The following is a 16578-nucleotide window of genomic DNA, read 5'->3' as shown; positions in this document are numbered from 1 at the left end:
ATCTGGTTTTCAGCTTTATTAAGCAGCATACGGTTCCGTTTGCCAAAAAAGTAGCGCTGGTCTGGTTACTCCCTGTGTGGGGGAGCAACCAGGCCGGCGCTTGGGCGGGCGCAGATGGGTAGGGCCGCCGCTGAGGCCAGACTAGGGCCGGCTGGTCAGGCGCTTTTTCGTGTCCGTAATCATCGGGACAGCGGCGGAGCGCGAGGTGCCCGCGGCATTGGTGGACGACACCCGTACATAGTACACCGTGCCCGGCTCCAGGTTGGTGAGCTCTACGCTGTGGACAGTGGTGGTGGCGGGCAAGTTAACTGTGGTGCCCAGGGCTGTAGTTTTGCCGTACTCTACGGTGGTAGTGCCGGGGTTAATAGTCTGGAAGGTAACGGTAAAGCCATTGCGGTGGATGGCCGTAGGCACGGGCTCACCCTGAATGGCGGGCAAGCCTCCAGCTACCGAAAAATCAGCGTACTGGCGAGGTAGCAACTGGTAGCCGCCGGTGCCGCTCGGAGAAAACTGGCTCAGGATGCCTAACAAGTCAAAAGGGCCAGGCGGCGGCGTTTTGTCCACCATGCCGGTGGGGCCCGTAGAGGCAACGTGCACGCGGATGGGTGTGCTGCGCTGGCCGTTGATCAGGTAGTTCGTGTTGCCTTTCAGTGCTTCGGCGGGCGTACTGGCGGAGGTCGTTAGGCTGGTAATCCCGGTAATGCGCAGCAGGCGCCCCTCGTAGCCTTCCTCAAATGCCGTGGCCACGTCCGTGGCGGCTACTTCCGTGGCTACTACGCGCCGGTTGCTGGCCAGCTTCTGCACGCTCGTAACGGGGTCCATTTCCAGCAGGCCGTTGTAGTTTTTGAGCGTGCCCGTCGCCAGCACACTGTCGCCGGGCATCAAAGCTTGCAGCTCGGCATTGGTGGTAGAAAACAGCGCCAGGCCGTGGGTGCGGTCCTGAATGAAGCGCAACTGCCCCAACTCTGGCCCGTTTTCTACCACGCCTCGCACCGTAACGGTGCTACCCGGCCCGGCCTGCCGGGCGGCGGCGATGGTTGGCGCCGGCGGAGTAGCCGGGGCGCTGTTACGAACCTGCCGGGAAGGGCCCTGCCCGGCCCGGGGGCGGGAGCTTTGCTGGGCCTGAGCTAGGAAGGCGGAGGAAAGAAAAAGGCAGGAGAGAAAACGTGTTTTCATTAAGCGGGCGGTGGTTGTAAGCCGCAACAGGAAAGTAAATGAGCAAGAAATAAGCGGAACCAGACGAAAGCCGGGGGGGGTGGTAAAACTACACGATTTCTTTCCCAAAATGAGTGAAAAAATCCCTACTTCCGTAAGAAAGTCCTAAAACGACAAAGCCCGGCTGTTGGGAAACAGCCGGGCCCGCCCGCTCTTTATTGAAAAGACTCAGAGGATATTAACCTCCGGATGCAGCTCAATCCCAAACTTTTCCCGCACCGACGCAATGATGTCGTGGGCCAGTTCCCGAATATCCTGCCCTTGGGCTCCGCCGTGGTTTACCAGCACCAGGGCCTGCTTGTCGTGCACGCCGTGGGCGCCGCGGCGCTGGCCCTTCCAGCCGCACTGCTCAATCAGCCAGGCGGCGGGCACTTTTACCCCACCGGGCACGGGGTAGCCCGGCAACTCGGGGAAGTGCGCTTTTAGCTCGTCGTACTTGAGTTGAGATACTTCGGGATTTTTGAAAAAGGAGCCGGCATTGCCAATCTGGGCGGGGTCGGGGAGCTTGCTGCGACGGATGTGCATGACGGCTTCGCTGACCTCGCGGGGGGTAGGCTCGCCTCCAATGCCCAGGTCTTCCAAGGTGGTTTTGATGGCCCCGTAGCTGACGTTGGGCCGGGCCTGCCGCTGCAGGCGCAGCACCACACCCGTTACGATAAACTGATTTTTCAGGGGGCCTTTGAACACACTTTCCCGGTAGCCGAAACCGCACTCAGCGGCCGAAAACGTGCGCACTTGCCCCGTGCTGATTTCCAGGGCCTCCAACTGCTCAAAGGTATCCTTCAGCTCCGAGCCGTAAGCTCCGATGTTCTGCAACGGGGCCGCGCCGACCGTGCCCGGAATCAGGGAAAGGTTTTCGATGCCGCTTAGCTCCTGATCCAGCGTGTACTGCACCAGCCCGTGCCACGACTCGCCGGCGCCGGCCCGCACCAGGGCCGTTTCCTGGTCCTGGCTGATGATGTCGAGGCCCCGGATTTCGTTTTTGAGCACCACGCCGTCGAAATCCTGGGTGAACAGCAGGTTGGAGCCGCCGCCCAGCACCAGCTTCTCGGCTGCCTGCACCTCGGGCAGGGCCAGCAGGGCCCGCAGCTCTTCCACTGAAGTAAACCGGGCAAACAGCCGGGCTTTCACCTCCAGACCGAAGGTATTGTAGGGGCGCAGGGAAACGTGGTGTTCGAGAACGGGAGCCGAAGCCATAGGTACAAGGGAAATGATGCGTCGGTAAAGGTAGCCGTTTGGCTATTGTGCGGTAGTGCCCGCGGCCCACAAAAGCAAAGCCCGCCACCCTAGAAGGGGCACCGGGCTTGCTGTCTGGCCGCTCCAACTATCGCACCTGGTAGCCGCGCAGGGAGTAGAAAAGTAAATAAGCGTAGCACAGGGCCGGAATAATGAAGGCCACGCGCAGTCCGCCCGCGTAGGTAGCCACCGCTCCCATCAGGAATGGAATAACAGCCCCGCCCACAATGGCCATGATCAGGTACGAAGAACCCTGCTTGGTTAGCGGGCCAAGCCCTTTAATGGCCAGCGGAAAGATAACCGGCCACATAATGGAATTGCACAGGCCGCAGAGTACCACCAGCCACAACGCCGCCTCGCCGCGCACCAGCACCGCCGCCACCACGCTTAGCAGGGCCATGGCGCACACCAGTACCAGGCCATAACGGGCATTGATGCGGCTGAGCAGCGGAATGCCTATCACCCGCCCCACCAGCGAGCCAAACCAGTACGACGATACCAGCACCGCACCCACGGCCTTGGTGAAGCCTGCGGTGGTGTCAATAGGAGCGGGGCTTTGCCCGAACAAAGCGGCCGCCCAGTTGGTAGCCACGCTCAGGCCGCGTACCAGTCCCTGGGTAAACCCCGACAGCTGCCCGATGTTCTGGGCCTCCCCAAAGCGAATCAGGTAGTCACCCAGCCCCACTTCCACGCCCACGTACAGGAAAATAGCCGCCACGCCCAGAGCCAAGTGCGGATAGTTAAGGGCCGAAGCGCGCGTTGGCAACGCATCCTCAGCAGAGCTGGCTTCTTCGTCGGCGAAAGTTTCCAGCTCGGGCAGTTTTAGCAGGGCAAACACCCCAGCCAGCACCGCCAGAAACACGGCCAGCCCAATGTAGGGGCCTTTAACCAAGGCTGCCTCCTCACTTAAGCGCTGGGCCACGGGCATAGTTGCTAATCGGGCCTTCAGCACCTCTGAGCCGCCAAAGAGCAACATCCCGCCCAGTAGCGGCGAAAGGGTGCCACCAAAATTATTAGCGACGCCCACCAGGCTCACCCGGGAGGCGGCCCCACTGGCCGGACCCAGTACCGAAACGTAGGGGTTGGCCGCCACCTGCAACAGCGTAATGCCCGCGCCCAGCACCGCCAAGCCCAGCAGAAACACCCCAAACACCCGCGAGTTGGCCGCCGGAATAAACACCAGCGCCCCCACGGCCATAACCAGCAGCCCCACCACAATACCCCGCTGATAACCCAGCCGCTTCAGCAGCACACCAGCCGGCAACGACATCAGAAAATATGCCCCGAAAAACGCCACTGATACCGTAGAGGACTGAAAATCGGTAAGTTGACACACATCCTTGAGGTAGGGCATGAGCACACCGTTGAAGTTGGTAACGGCCCCGAACAGAAAGAACAGGCTCGTCATGGCCGCCATGGGCAGGGCGTAGCTGCGCGTGGCAGTGCCGGCAGAAGAGGTAGGAGAAGTAGTAGGAAGGGCCATGCAACGGCAGAAAACAGAAGAAACAGAGGAGCCTTAAAGATAGAAAGACCCAGCAGAACAGCGGCGCCAGCCGTTAGAGCGGGAACAGCCGCCGCAGCTGCTGGTAGCCGGGGTGGTCGTCGAGGCTGGTGAGGCTCTCGAACATGCTGATAAAGGTGCGCACCAGCTCCGGGTCCGTCGACTGCATGGCGCGGGTTTCGGCGACCCTATCCAGGTTGTACTGGCCCAGAAATATCACCAGGGCCCGGAAGGGCTCTTTCGCCTCAGCGTTGAAGCGCAGCAACAGCTGGAAGGGCAGCACTGGCAGTAGCTGGTGCGGCTCCACGCCGGCGGCCCGCTGCTCCGGGTGCAGAGCAGCGGTAGTAAACGTGTCCTGAATCTGGCGTAGGGTGGTGCAGTGCTGCTCCCGGTGCTCCTGCCAATGCTCGTCGGCCACCGGCGTGTCGGGGTGGAACTGCTGCCACACGCCCTCCACGAAATGGTGCAGCCGGCCGTGCTGGTCGCGGGTAGGTGGTAGGGCGTCGGGCGCCTCATCAGCGGCGAGGGTAGCCAGGTAAAACTCCCGGGTGTCGCGGGCCCGCTCCAGCAGCAGCGCGTGAATCCGGGTGGTGAGGGCGTGCATCTCCCGCTGGTTGAGCGGCGGGTGATGATGGCGGGCGTAGAAGGTACCCATAGCGGCCGAGTCCGTCATCAGGGCCAGGTACTCGCTACCCTGCGCTTCGGCCAGAAACTTAGTGGCTTCCTGCATGATGGGCTCGAAGCCTTTGTGCAGCTCCCGGGTCGCGTCGCTGATAGTAACTACGGCGTTTTTGATTTGCTCTTCCACCGCCGTGCTGCTTTGCACCAGCTGCCGGGTTTCGTGGGCCAGGGCGTGCATCTGCTTGAGGGCTTCATCGGTATTGCGCGAAGCATTATCGGCCGCCTTCCAGCTATGAAAGGCTACGAACAGCCCCAGAAACGAAGCCACGCTGCCCACAATGGAGTAGTGTCCATTCACGGCATCGAAGGCCGTAAGGCCCAGCACCGACAGGGCCAAAAACAACGTCAGGTAGAACGCCGAGCTTTTGCCGGGGTTGAAAAGAAAGGAAGGCCGCATAGGGCGGCAAAAATGCAGATTAATAGGTACTACTGCTAGAGCTTCGCGGTTTAGTGGGGCAAAGGTGCTTGCAACTAGCGCTAATTCGCTCTGACAGTTGCCGCCCACTTCGTCCTGACCCAGCAACGGGAGCCAGGCACCCGCACCAAAGCAAAGTTGCGCCGGCCGCGCCGTTTCACCCGCTTCTTTCCCGACCTTTGCGGCCGTACTCTTGCCCTCTACCCGCTTTCCTATGGCCGATAACCGCCGCTCCGCCCCGTTTTATATGACTGCCACTACCCAGTTCGGGCTGGAAGAAGTGCTGGCCGAGGAGCTGCGCCAGCTGGGGGCAAAAATTGAAAAGGTGGGTCAGCGGGCCATTGAGTTTACGGGCAACACCCAACTGCTCTACGAGGCCTGCCTGTGGTGCCGCACGGCCATGCGCATCCTGCGGCCCTTCGCCGGCTTCTACGCCCGCGACGAAAAAGCCCTGTACCGCGAAGTAAGCCGAGTGGATTGGCAACGCTTCATTCGGCCCGACCAAACCTTCGCCATCACGGCCGTCGTGAACAAGTCCACGTTCGAGCACTCCTTGTTTGTGGCCCAGCTCACCAAGGACGCCATCGTGGACCAGTTCCGCAACCGCACCGGCTCGCGCCCCAGCGTGGACGTGAAAAACCCCGACATTCGGCTGCACCTGCACATGATTGAGAACGAGGTGACCCTGAGCCTGGACGCTTCGGGCGAGTCGTTGCACAAGCGCGGCTACCGCCAGCAAACCAACGTGGCCCCGCTCAACGAAGCCCTGGCCGCGGGCCTGCTGCTGCTCACCGGCTGGGACGGCCGCAAGCCCCTCATTGACCCCATGTGCGGCTCCGGCACGCTCCTGACCGAAGCCGCCCTGATTGCCCAGCGCATTGCTCCCGGCCTCTACCACCAGGGCAAGTTTGGCTTCGAGAACTGGGCTGATTTCGACGCCGCCCTTTGGGAATCAGTGCAACTCGATGCCCGTCAGGCCCGCCTAGAAGAGCCCCAGGCCTACCTGGCCGGCTCCGATTTATCCCGCGAATTCATTGAGCTGGCCCGCGAAAATGTGGCCGCCGCCGACCTGGAAGACTTTATCCGCCTGGGCGTGCGCGACGTAAAAGAGGCCAAAGCTCCCGCCAAGGAAGAGCCCGGTATCGTCATCATGAACCCGCCCTACGGGGAGCGAATTGGGGAGGAAGCCGAAATGGACGCCCTCTACAAAACCATCGGCGACACCCTGAAATCTGGCTTCCAGGGCTACGACGCCTACATCTTCACCGGCAACCTGGAAGCGGCCAAGCGCATCGGCCTGAAAGCCTCCCGCCGCATCCCGCTCTACAACGGCCCCATCGACTGCCGCCTGCTCAAGTACGAACTCTACCAGGGCACGCGAAAGGTGAAATAGTGAGGTGGTAAAATGGAGAGTTAATGGTTTAGCGTCTTAGTAAGCCAACATGAACGTCATTCCGAGCCCCAGCGAGGAATCTTGCGTGCTGATGTTGAATTACCACTGCAACGTCAGCACGCGAGATTCCTCGCTGGGGCTCGGAATGACGTGCCGCATGCTATAACGTGCTGCTCGATAAGGAACTACTTTGCGCTCGTAGTATCTTCCCAACAGAACAATCCCACCTCCTCGCTCCTATGAAGAAAACTATACTACGCCTGCTGCTGGCTGCCGCGCTGCTGCCGCTCCATGCCGTTGCTCAGTCCATTACCCGCCTGAACCCCACGAACTGGTGGGTGGGCATGAAAAACTCCAGCGTGCAGCTGCTGGTCTATGGCCCCCAGGCCGGCACGCTCACTTACACCATTGCCTACCCGGGCGTAAAGCTGGTGAAAGCCAACACCGTCGAGAACCCCAACTACGCCTTTCTTGACCTCAGCATTGCTCCTACCGCCAAGCCAGGTCTAGTAAAGCTGATTGGGAAGAAAGGCACCCAAACCATTACGCAGAGCTGGGAATTGAAGGCCCGCGACAATGCCCCGAAAGGCCAGGGCGTCACGCAGGCCGACTTCATTTACCTGGCCATGCCCGACCGGTTTGCCAACGGGGACCCTAGCAACGACAAGTTCGCGGATATGCGCGACCCCAGCTCCGACCGCGCCAATCCGTTTCTGCGCCACGGCGGCGACCTGCAAGGCGCTGCCCAGCGCCTGGGCTACCTGAAAGACCTGGGCATCACGGCCGTGTGGTTTACGCCCGTCATCGAAAACAACCAGCCCCTGACCAACGAGGGCGGCACCATGCGCGCTTCCTACCACGGCTACGGCTTCACCGACCACTACGCCATCGACCGGCGCCTGGGTGGCAATGCGGCCTATAAGGCCTACGTGCAGCAGGCCCACGCCGCCGGCCTGAAAGTGGTGCAGGATGCCGTGTATAACCACATTGGCAACACGCACTGGTTTATTCAGGACTTACCCATGAAAAGCTGGCTGCACCAGTGGCCTACCTACACTAACACCTCCTATCGGCAGCAGCCCATCACCGACCCGCACGCCTCCCAGATTGACCGCAAAATTACGCTGGACGGCTGGTTCGTGCCCTTCCTACCCGACCTGAACCAGCAGAACCCTTACGTGGCCAACTTCCTGATTCAGCATGCCATCTGGTCGGTGGAGAATTTTGGGGTTGATGCCTGGCGCATCGACACCTATATGTACAACGACCAGCCCTTCATGAACCGCTGCAACGCGGCCTTGCTGGCGGAGTACCCGCGCATCCACATCTTCGGCGAGTCGTCGGTGAACAACGTCGTGGACCAGTCCTACTACGTGCGCAACAATATTAACTTCCCCTTCAAGTCCAACCAGCCTGGTGGCCTCGATTTTGTGCTGGAGGGGGCCATGGTGGAAGGTCTGAAGGAAGGCGGTGCCCAGCGCATGTACGAGGCTTTGGCCCAGGATGCTGTGTACCAGGACCCTACCAAGCTGGTAACCTTCCTGGATAACCACGACCACGACCGGTTTCTGTCGGTGATGGGGGAGGACTTCGACAAGTTCAAAATGGGTCTTACCTGGCTGCTCACCACGCGTGGCATTCCCAGCATGTACTACGGCACGGAAATCCTGATGAAAAACCTCAAGAACCCTACCGATGCCGAGGTGCGCAAGGACTTCCCCGGCGGCTGGCCCGGCGACCAGCAAGACAAGTTTACGGCGGCCGGCCGCACGGCCCGGGAAAACGAGGCCTTTACCTTCGTGCGCACTCTGGCTACCTACCGCCGCGACCATAAAACCTTGAGTACCGGCAAGCTCATGCAGTATCTGCCGGAAAACGGCACCTACGTGTATTTCCGCTACGACGCGACCGGTACCGTACTGGTTGCCACCAACACCACCGACAAGCCCGTGGCCCTGCCCACCGGCCGCTTCTCGGAGCGCATGAGCGGCTTCAGCAAGGCCCACAACGTCCTCACGAATGAGACGCTCAACAATCTTAACACCCTGCAGTTACCCGCTAAAACGGCCGTCGTGCTGGAGCTGGTGAAGTAGGAAAACCAGCGAAGACGGCACTGCTTAAAGCCAACTACGTTAGACACAAACTGTCGTTTCGGGCCCAGCTTCCCCGCTGGGCCCGAAATGCCACTAATGGTTATTGCTCTCCGGGTGCCGCCTGGCGGCTACCCCAGGTACTGCCGGCAGGCTTCCACGCAGGCGCGGCAGGCGGTAGCGCAGTCCTGGCAGTGCGGATCCTGGTGCTGGCTGCATTCGTCGGCGCACTTCTGGCAGACTTCGATGCACTCCCGCATCACATGCTTGGCGTGCTCCGAGTCGCGGGCGACCAGGCGGGCCGTGAGGGCGCAAATGTCGGCGCAGTCCCGGTCGAGGCGAATGCAAGCGGCCATCATTTGCACATCTTCCTCTCCAAGGCAGGCAGTAGCACAGTACTCGCAGGTGGCTACGCAGCGGTTCAGGGCATCCAGAATAACAACGCGTTGGGCCGGGGCAGCAGGGGAGGTAGGCATGGCGACTGGGTAATAAGTGAAAAGAAAACGCTACCTGTTTGTACGCGCCCGCCTTTGGTTCGGGTGTGTACGATTGCGCCAGCAAAGTGCACGATTTCTGCCCGAGGTTGGTTATTTTCATTCTTTCACCCCGCCGCGTTTAGCCCTATCTTTACCCCATGTTATTTGCTGCCGAACCTCTCGCTCCTACCCTTGAATCTGCCCGCCGGGTATTAAAGAAATACTACGGTTATGACTCCTTCCGGCCCATGCAGGAAGACATCATCGGTAACATCATGGGCGGGCAGGACACGGTGGTGCTCATGCCCACCGGGGGCGGCAAGAGCATCTGCTTCCAGGTGCCGGCCGTGGTGCAGGAGGGCGTCTGCGTGGTCGTCTCGCCCCTGATTGCCCTGATGAAGGACCAGGTGGAAGCCCTGAAAGCCAACGGCATTTCGGCCGCCTACATCAACAGCAGCGTGGGCCAGAGCGAGCAGAACAACATTGCCGCCGACTGCCTGAACGGCTACCTTAAGCTGCTCTACGTCTCGCCCGAAAAACTGCTCTCGGAAGGCTTCCTGACTTTCCTGCGGCGCCTGCGCATCAGCATGTTCGCCATTGACGAGGCCCACTGCATCAGCTCCTGGGGTCACGACTTCCGGCCCGAGTACACCCAGCTGCGGGTGCTGCGCGAGCAGTTCCCCGCCACGCCCATCATTGCCCTGACCGCCACCGCCGACCGCCTCACCCAGCGCGACATTCAGCAGCAGCTGCGCCTGAATAACCCGCGCGTCTTTCTTTCCTCCTTCGACCGGCCCAACCTCAACCTGATTGTGCGCCCCGGCCAGGACCGGGTGGGCGGCATTCTGGAGTTTCTGGAGCGCCACCAGGGCGAGGCCGGCATCATCTACTGCCTCTCGCGCAAGCAGTGCGAAACCCTGGCCCAGAAAATCCAGGCCAAGGGCATCAAGGCCGGCTACTACCACGCCGGCATGACGCCCAACCAGCGCGGGGCCGTGCAGGAAGCCTTTCTCAAGGACGATTTGCAGGTAATCGTGGCCACCATTGCCTTTGGCATGGGCATCGACAAGAGCAACGTGCGCTGGGTGATTCACTACAATCTGCCCAAAAACATTGAGGGCTACTACCAGGAAATCGGGCGCGCCGGCCGCGACGGAGCCCCCGCTACGGCCGTGCTGTTCTACTCCTTCGGCGACGTGATGAGCCTGCGCGACATGCTCACCAAGGAAAACCCTACCCTGACCCAGCTCAACCTCACCAAGCTGGAGCGCATGCAGCAGTTTGCCGAAGCGGCCTCCTGCCGCCGCAAAATTCTGCTCAACTACTTCGGCGAAACCCTGGCCACCGACTGCGGCAACTGCGACATTTGCCGCAACCCGCCCACTACCTTCGATGGCACGGAGCTGGCTCAGAAGGCGTTGTCGGCGGTAGTGCGCGGGCGGGAGCGGCTGAGCATCAACCTGCTCATTGACGTGCTGCGCGGCATGCGCAACCAGGCCGTGCTCAGCCAGGGTCTCGACCAGATTAAAACCTACGGGGCCGGCCGCGACTTGGCCTACCTCGACTGGTACAGCTACATCCATCAGATGCTCAATGATGGCCTGCTCTATATTGCCTACGAGGAAGGCTACGCGCTGAAAATCACGGATCTGGGCCGCGAAGTGCTGCAAGGCCAGCGCACCCTGCCGATGAAGAAATTCCAGCCCGCCGAGAAGGCCGAAAAAGCCCCGCGCGGCCGCAAAGCAGCCGCCCCAGCCAAGGCGGCACCGGTCAGCCGCGAAGCCCAGCTATTCGAGGCCTTACGCACCCTGCGCAAGCGCATCGCCGACGAGCAAGGCGTACCGCCCTACGTCATCTTCACCGACTCAACCCTGCAGGAAATGGCGGCGGAGCGACCCATCAACCGGGTGGCTATGCTCAGCATTTCGGGGGTAGGCATGAAAAAGTTTGAAACCTACGGCGAGGCCTTTATTCGGGAAGTGCTGGCCCACGGCGGCAACCCCGCCGCGGCGGCGGCCGAGCTGGATTTCGACGAAGATGCGGTTAGCCTCGACCCGGACGAGTATAGCAAGGCCCCCAAGGCTTCTGCCCGTAAGAAGGAAGCCAAGGAGCCCAAAGAAGCCACGGGCGAGGTGAATGGCACCATGGAAACCACCCACCAACTGCACCGCATGGGCCTGAGCGTAGAGGCCATTGCCCAGCGCCGGGACCTGGCCATTTCCACGGTGCAAACCCACCTAACTACCTGCTACGCCAAAGGCCTGGAATTGCGCATCGAGGACTTCCTGAAACCTCAGGAACTAGCCGAAATCCAGACGGCCCAGGCCCAGCTTGGGGGCAGCCCCATGCTGCGCGACCTGTTCGACCACCTGCGCGAGCAGTACGACTACTTTAAGCTCCGCCTGGCCCTGATGTACTTTAAGAAGTTGCGCGGGGAATAGCTAGGTAGTAAACGAGTGAGTTTGTCCGTATACTGGGCCTAGCAGCCCAACGGGGTACTGTATTGGTAGCCACCTCATGGGCAAGCTTTTGTCAGCGCCCCGGCTGAGCAGCTTCAACCGTTCGATGGGTGGGCTTGCTCGGCTGGGGTGTTGTTCTCGAAGCCATAGTGGCTATTGTTATGCCGCCCCGCTGGGGCTTGCTAATTCTATCGGCTCAGGTGGCTTGGGTAGGGAGCCAAATTTTTTTAGCAAAAATTCCAGCTAATTGAATTAGTATTCGCGTAGTACGGTTTGTACCTTCGTGAGCCGGTACCTGTTTTGCCGTTGCAGCCATTTCTCCCGGCTCCCCCTGCGTTATGATTAACACTAACCTCAAATTCTGGCGGCGCGAACTGAGCCTTACGCAGGCGCAGATGGCCGAAAAACTAGGCATCAAACGCTCTTTGGTGGGCGCCTACGAAGAAGGCCGCGCTGAGCCCAAGCTCGCGACCCTCGTGAACATGGCCCGCCTGTTCGGCATTTCCCTGGATGCCCTGGTAACCACTGACTTTAGCAAGAAAAAGAATGCTAAGGCAGCACTCCAGCTGCAAGCCCAGACGGCCGCCGCCACCACGGAAGCCGCTACCTCGCGCGCTGGTAACAACTTGCGCATTCTGGCCCTCACAGTTGACCGGGAGCAGAACGAAAACATTGAGCTGGTGCCCCAGAAAGCTGCCGCCGGCTACCTCAACGGCTACGCCGATCCGGAGTACCTGGAGGAACTGCCCAAGTTCCGCCTGCCCATGCTGGGCAACACGGGCACGTACCGCGCCTTCGAAATTGCCGGTGACTCCATGCTACCCATTGCCAGCGGCACCGTTATCGTGGGCCGCTACGTGGACGACTGGATGAGCATCAAGGATGGTACCCCGTGCATCGTGGTCAGCTCCAAGGAAGGCATCGTGTTCAAGCGCGTGTTCAACCGCCTGAAGGATGCCGCCATGCTGGCCCTGCACTCCGATAACCCGCTGTACTCGCCCTACCAGATTGACGTGGAGGACGTGGTAGAAATCTGGGAAGCCAAAGCCTACATCAGCAGCACCTTCCCCATTGCTGACCTCTCGCTCAACCGCTTGGCCAGCATTGTGCTGGACCTGCAGCAGCAGGTAAGCACCATGAAGAAAGTATAAGCGAGTAAGCATCCGACTAGTCTGCAATACCCGCCCGGCCTCTGCTGGGCGGGTATTTTGCATGTAGCAGCACCCATAAATCTGTATAAAATTCTGCCCCTAGTCGGGCAGTATCTATGGAATACGATTTATCGTTTAACTAACCATGCCCGCGCCGCGTAAGCGCAACGCAACCACCAACGAACTGCTACTCCCCGATGCTTAAGCTCCTCCCCGCTACCGACCGCCATCATGCTGCCCCCGTGAACTGGCTCAGCAGCTACTTCCTCTTCAGCTTCGCCGATTATTACGACCCGCAGAACTTACATTTCGGGCCCCTGCGCGTGTTCAACGATGATACCATTCAGGGCAACGCGGGCTTTCCCCAGCATCCGCACTCCGAAATGGAAATCGTGACCCTGGTGCTCGACGGGGAGCTTACCCACGTCGATACCATGGGCAACAAGGCAACCATCAAGAAAGGGGAGGTGCAGCGCATGACGGCTGGCACCGGCCTGGCCCACTCCGAGCAAAACGCCACCGACAAGCCCGCCCACATTTACCAGCTGTGGTTTATTCCCAACCAGAAAGGCCTCTCGCCGAGCTACGAGCAGAAGGACGTGGATTTTCTGGACAAGAAAAACGAGTTGATACCCCTGGTATCCGGCCAGAAGGTGCTGGAAGATGTGGTGTATATGAACTCCAATAGCACCATTTACTGGTGTAATCTGGCGGAAAGTAAGACGGTGACGTTCAAGACATTCCCCATTCGCAACACCTTTATTTACGTGAAAGAAGGCACGCTCTATATTAACGGCGTTGACATTGGACCCAACGACCAGGTTCGCTCAACCGACGAAAACGTGCTGGAAATTCGGGCTAGCAAAGACGCCCAGTTTATCCTCATTGACCTGCCCGGCAGCGAGGCCAATTACTAAGGCGGGCTACCCCGTAACCTTCCGGCGGGTTGGTAGTTAGAAGCTAACTGCCAACCCGCCGTGTTGCTTAAGTTGTATTGCTTAAACGTATTCCTATGCCGAATATCTTCCCCGACCGCCTGGTACCTGAAAATGAAGTGGCGCGCCTGCGTGCGCTGCATATGTACCAAATAGTAAACACCACCCCGGAGAAGATTTTCGACGACTACGTGGCCTGGGCGGCGCAGCTGTTCAACACGCCCATCTCCCTGATTTCCTTCGTGGATGAGGACTACGTGCACTTCAAGGCCGTAACCGGGGCCGAGGGCGTGCCCGGCCTTGTGCGTACAGATAGCATGTGCTCGGCGGCTATTCTGCTGGATGCTCCGGTTGTTACGGCCGACTATTCCGCCGAAAGCTGCCGCCTCATCAGCACCGACGTAGCCCAGGCCTTCGGGTTGAACTTCTACGCGGGCTCGGCCCTGCGCATGCCCGACGGGGCCCGCATTGGCATGATGGCCGTCATTGGCCGGGAGCACCGCACGCTTTCGGGCGCCGAGGAAGAGGTGCTCACCCGCCTGGCTCATCTGGTAAGCCAGACGGTGGAACTGCGCTTTCAATACCTGCACAACCAGCAGGACGACCAGTGGCAGGACGCTCAGCAGGAACTGGCGGAAACCCTCGACGACAACGCGACCCTTACCCGTTACCTCAACACCCGCAACCACGGCATCAACCTCGACGATACGGAGGTGCAGGACCTCGTTTTGCGCCGCCTCACGGGCGTAGGCAAGGTATTGGAGCGACGTATGCGGGAAGTGCCCTCAGCGGCGTAGTAGGAGCAGTAGTTCAACAAAAAAGCCAGATTCTGTGGTAGGAATCTGGCTTTCTGGCTTTCTGAGCAGGCGCTTAGGCTACATGGTGTACTTGCGGCCCTTGTTCTGCTGCTTGAGGTAGGTCATTAGGGGTTGGAAGTACTCGACCATGGCGCGGGCCGAGAGGTCTTCGCCGGTTTTCTCCTTGAGCACGGCGCGCCAGTCTTTGCTGGAGCCGGGGCGCATGATGTCGGCCAGGAACTGGCCTACCTCCTTGCTGCCGTAGTAATTGGTGGCGTGCGGGTCTTGCTTCAGGATTTTCTTGGCAATGTGGTCGTGAAGCTGGAACAGAATGACGTAGGACAGGGCGTAATCATAGTACTGGGCCGGGTCGTCGTTGATGTGGGTTTTGGTGGCGGGGTCCAGGTAGTTCTCGCCGCGCGTGGTGGGCGGCACAATGCCCTGGTATTGCTTGGCCAGCGCCCACCAACGAGCATTCAACTGGTCCTGGGGCAGCTTGTCGGCGTAGAAGGAGTTCTCCCACTCGCTCATCACGCCCGAGGCGAAGGGAATAAACACGGCGTAGTTCAGGGCTTCTTTCAGCAGGGTCTGGGTTTCGTCAGTTTTGGCTTTCGGGTCAATCAGGCCCAGGCCGGCCAGAAAGGGCTTTTGGGTAGCGGCGAGGCCCATCAGGGAGCCCATGGCTTCGTGGTAGCCGCGGTTGGCGCCCTGGCGCAGCAGGGGCGGCACCTCGGGGTTGGTGTAGGTGAGGTAGTAGTAGATGTGGCCCAGCTCGTGGTGGGTCGTTTCGTACCATTCGGTGTTGCCTTCCACGCTCATCAGGCTGCGCACGTCCTGGTTCAGGTCCATGTGCCAGGCCGAGGCGTGGTTGTTCTTCTTGTACGTGGCGTCCTTGGGCAGGGGATACAGGCTCGATTTCTCCCAGAATACGGGCGGCAGGGCCTGGAATCCCAGGCTCTGGTAGAAGCGCTCGGCCTGCTTTACCTGCCACTCGGCGCCTTTCTTGGCCAGCACCGGGTCGATGTTCAGGCCCTTTACTTCCACCATGGCGCTCCAGTCCTGGCCCCAACGGTTGGGCAGCCAGGAAGCGGGCAGGTAGTCGGGCACCTGCTTGACGCCGTATTTCTTGGCCAGCTCGTAGCGGGCGTAGGTGTGCAATTCCCGGTACAGTGGGCGCAACTCCTCGTTGATGCGGCGCACCAGCGTCATCATTTCCTCCCGGCTCATGCCGTAGTCGGAGGCCTGGTAGGTAAAGTAGTCGGGGTAGCCCAGGGCTTGCACGGTCTGGTTGCGCAGGTCGCGCAGGTTCAGCAGGCCCTCTTTCAGCGTGGGGCCGATGGCCTTGCTGGCCTCCCAGATTTGCTGGCGCTTCAAGGGGTTGTTCTCCTTGCGCAGCAACTCATCCAGGTCGTTGGTCGTCACCGATTTACCCTGGTACTTGTAGTCAAAGCCGTAGAGCTTTTCCGTTTGCTGGGTTTCGGCCTTGATGCGGCGTTTTACTACGTCGGCAATGGTCTGGGGCGAGTTGGCGGCGTTGTAGAGGGCCGTTTGCAGCTGCTTGACCTGCAGCTCCGTTAGCTCCTGCTTGTGCTCCAGCAGCTCCCGCAGGCGCTGGATGTTCTGGGCCGAGCCGGTGAAGGCAGCCATGCGCTCATTGGCCCGGGCCGTGGCCCCGGAGTTGGCCGTGTCGCCGGCCACAATGCGGGTGTTCGAGCGCCATTCCGCCTCCGATGATTGAGCGTACAGGCGCTGATACTGAGCAGAGTAGTCTTTCAGGAAGGCCTCGGCCTGTTCCTGCCAGCTTGGGGCTACGGGTTGGGTTGCGGCTTCGGGGATAGTGGCAGGTGGGGTAGAGGAAGCCGTGGGGGTCTTGGCCGTGGGGGCACAGGCCGTCAGCACGGCGGCGGTAAGGGTGGGGAGGAGGTACTTTTTCATTGGGAAGTGGAAGGCTTCAAAACAAAGTCAGGGTAGGCGAAGGTACATAGCCCAGCGGTTTCGGCCGCAACCGGACAGGGTTACCGTTGTTCGAGCGAGTAGCAGAGTAGCCAGGGCTAGCGTTTGGCTGGTGCGCGCACCACACTACACCTTCATTCTGGCCAGGAGGTACAACGAACCCATGCGTCCTGATCAATATGCTACCCCTGGGAAACGTAAACAAGCCCTTGACGCTACCATACGTCAAGGGCTTGTTCACGTGTTATTAGGCTGGTTACAAAACAGAGGAAGAAT

The 16578-nt window shown here is 60.2% G+C and carries 12 protein-coding genes; 6 read left to right on the top strand and 6 right to left on the bottom strand.

Features of this window, described 5'->3' with window-relative positions:
* Window positions 1-141: 141 nt before the first annotated feature.
* From IEW18_RS16945 to IEW18_RS16930, 4 genes are all read right to left on the bottom strand, one after another.
* The gene (locus IEW18_RS16945) at window positions 142-1176 is read right to left on the bottom strand and encodes a fibronectin type III domain-containing protein (protein ID WP_188559059.1); all 1035 of its coding nucleotides are present in this window, start codon (window positions 1174-1176) and stop codon (window positions 142-144) included.
* Between the two features lie 207 nt (window positions 1177-1383).
* Entirely contained in the window at window positions 1384-2412 is a 1029-nt protein-coding gene (gene murB, locus IEW18_RS16940; protein WP_188559058.1) for a UDP-N-acetylmuramate dehydrogenase, read from the bottom strand.
* Between the two features lie 127 nt (window positions 2413-2539).
* Window positions 2540-3934 carry a sugar MFS transporter gene (locus IEW18_RS16935; RefSeq protein WP_188559057.1) on the bottom strand — a complete coding sequence of 465 codons (1395 nt, stop codon included), beginning with the start codon at window positions 3932-3934 and terminating at the stop codon, window positions 2540-2542.
* A gap of 73 nt (window positions 3935-4007) precedes the next feature.
* Window positions 4008-5030, bottom strand: coding sequence for a hypothetical protein (locus IEW18_RS16930; RefSeq protein WP_188559056.1), 1023 nt, complete (start codon window positions 5028-5030; stop codon window positions 4008-4010).
* 232 nt (window positions 5031-5262) lie between these two features.
* Between IEW18_RS16930 and IEW18_RS16925 the strand changes: the two genes are divergently transcribed.
* Complete coding sequence (locus IEW18_RS16925; RefSeq protein WP_188559055.1) at window positions 5263-6441, top strand: THUMP domain-containing class I SAM-dependent RNA methyltransferase; 1179 nt, start codon at window positions 5263-5265, stop codon at window positions 6439-6441.
* Window positions 6442-6680: 239 nt separating this feature from the next.
* Window positions 6681-8534 carry a glycoside hydrolase family 13 protein gene (locus IEW18_RS16920; RefSeq protein WP_188559054.1) on the top strand — a complete coding sequence of 618 codons (1854 nt, stop codon included), beginning with the start codon at window positions 6681-6683 and terminating at the stop codon, window positions 8532-8534.
* A gap of 128 nt (window positions 8535-8662) precedes the next feature.
* Here IEW18_RS16920 and IEW18_RS16915 read toward each other — a convergent pair whose 3' ends face one another.
* Window positions 8663-9007, bottom strand: a complete 345-nt coding sequence (locus IEW18_RS16915; RefSeq protein ID WP_188559053.1) for a four-helix bundle copper-binding protein — start codon at window positions 9005-9007, stop codon at window positions 8663-8665.
* A gap of 158 nt (window positions 9008-9165) precedes the next feature.
* Here IEW18_RS16915 and recQ point away from each other — a divergent pair, with 158 nt between their 5' ends.
* From recQ to IEW18_RS16895, 4 genes are all read left to right on the top strand, one after another.
* The gene (gene recQ / locus IEW18_RS16910; RefSeq protein WP_188559052.1) at window positions 9166-11448 is read left to right on the top strand and encodes a DNA helicase RecQ; all 2283 of its coding nucleotides are present in this window, start codon (window positions 9166-9168) and stop codon (window positions 11446-11448) included.
* 356 nt (window positions 11449-11804) lie between these two features.
* On the top strand, window positions 11805-12617 hold the full coding sequence (locus IEW18_RS16905) for an XRE family transcriptional regulator (protein ID WP_188559051.1): 813 nt from the start codon (window positions 11805-11807) through the stop codon (window positions 12615-12617).
* A 197-nt stretch (window positions 12618-12814) separates the two neighbouring features.
* A complete protein-coding gene (locus tag IEW18_RS16900; protein WP_188559050.1) occupies window positions 12815-13534 on the top strand; it encodes a pirin family protein in 720 nt (239 codons plus the stop codon).
* A 95-nt stretch (window positions 13535-13629) separates the two neighbouring features.
* Window positions 13630-14349, top strand: coding sequence for a GAF domain-containing protein (locus IEW18_RS16895; RefSeq protein ID WP_188559049.1), 720 nt, complete (start codon window positions 13630-13632; stop codon window positions 14347-14349).
* A gap of 78 nt (window positions 14350-14427) precedes the next feature.
* Here the strand turns inward: IEW18_RS16895 and IEW18_RS16890 are convergent, their stop codons facing one another.
* Window positions 14428-16284 (bottom strand): M2 family metallopeptidase, encoded by a 1857-nt coding sequence (locus IEW18_RS16890; RefSeq protein WP_188559048.1) that lies wholly within the window; start codon window positions 16282-16284, stop codon window positions 14428-14430.
* Between the last annotated feature and the right edge of the window lie 294 nt (window positions 16285-16578).

Origin of the sequence: Hymenobacter glacieicola, from assembly GCF_014640315.1 — a bacterium.
Lineage (GTDB): Bacteria > Bacteroidota > Bacteroidia > Cytophagales > Hymenobacteraceae > Hymenobacter > Hymenobacter glacieicola.
This window is presented reverse-complemented; position numbering and strand designations above follow the sequence as displayed.

Bases quoted from the DNA above. Each gene is read 5' to 3' on its own strand.
- IEW18_RS16945 (WP_188559059.1), bottom strand. From the start codon at position 1,176: ATGAAAACACGTTTTCTCTCCTGCCTTTTTCTTTCCTCCGCCTTCCTA.
- murB (WP_188559058.1), bottom strand. From the start codon at position 2,412: ATGGCTTCGGCTCCCGTTCTCGAACACCACGTTTCCCTGCGCCCCTAC.
- IEW18_RS16935 (WP_188559057.1), bottom strand. From the start codon at position 3,934: ATGGCCCTTCCTACTACTTCTCCTACCTCTTCTGCCGGCACTGCCACG.
- IEW18_RS16930 (WP_188559056.1), bottom strand. From the start codon at position 5,030: ATGCGGCCTTCCTTTCTTTTCAACCCCGGCAAAAGCTCGGCGTTCTAC.
- IEW18_RS16925 (WP_188559055.1), top strand. From the start codon at position 5,263: ATGGCCGATAACCGCCGCTCCGCCCCGTTTTATATGACTGCCACTACC.
- IEW18_RS16920 (WP_188559054.1), top strand. From the start codon at position 6,681: ATGAAGAAAACTATACTACGCCTGCTGCTGGCTGCCGCGCTGCTGCCG.
- IEW18_RS16915 (WP_188559053.1), bottom strand. From the start codon at position 9,007: ATGCCTACCTCCCCTGCTGCCCCGGCCCAACGCGTTGTTATTCTGGAT.
- recQ (WP_188559052.1), top strand. From the start codon at position 9,166: ATGTTATTTGCTGCCGAACCTCTCGCTCCTACCCTTGAATCTGCCCGC.
- IEW18_RS16905 (WP_188559051.1), top strand. From the start codon at position 11,805: ATGATTAACACTAACCTCAAATTCTGGCGGCGCGAACTGAGCCTTACG.
- IEW18_RS16900 (WP_188559050.1), top strand. From the start codon at position 12,815: ATGCTTAAGCTCCTCCCCGCTACCGACCGCCATCATGCTGCCCCCGTG.
- IEW18_RS16895 (WP_188559049.1), top strand. From the start codon at position 13,630: ATGCCGAATATCTTCCCCGACCGCCTGGTACCTGAAAATGAAGTGGCG.
- IEW18_RS16890 (WP_188559048.1), bottom strand. From the start codon at position 16,284: ATGAAAAAGTACCTCCTCCCCACCCTTACCGCCGCCGTGCTGACGGCC.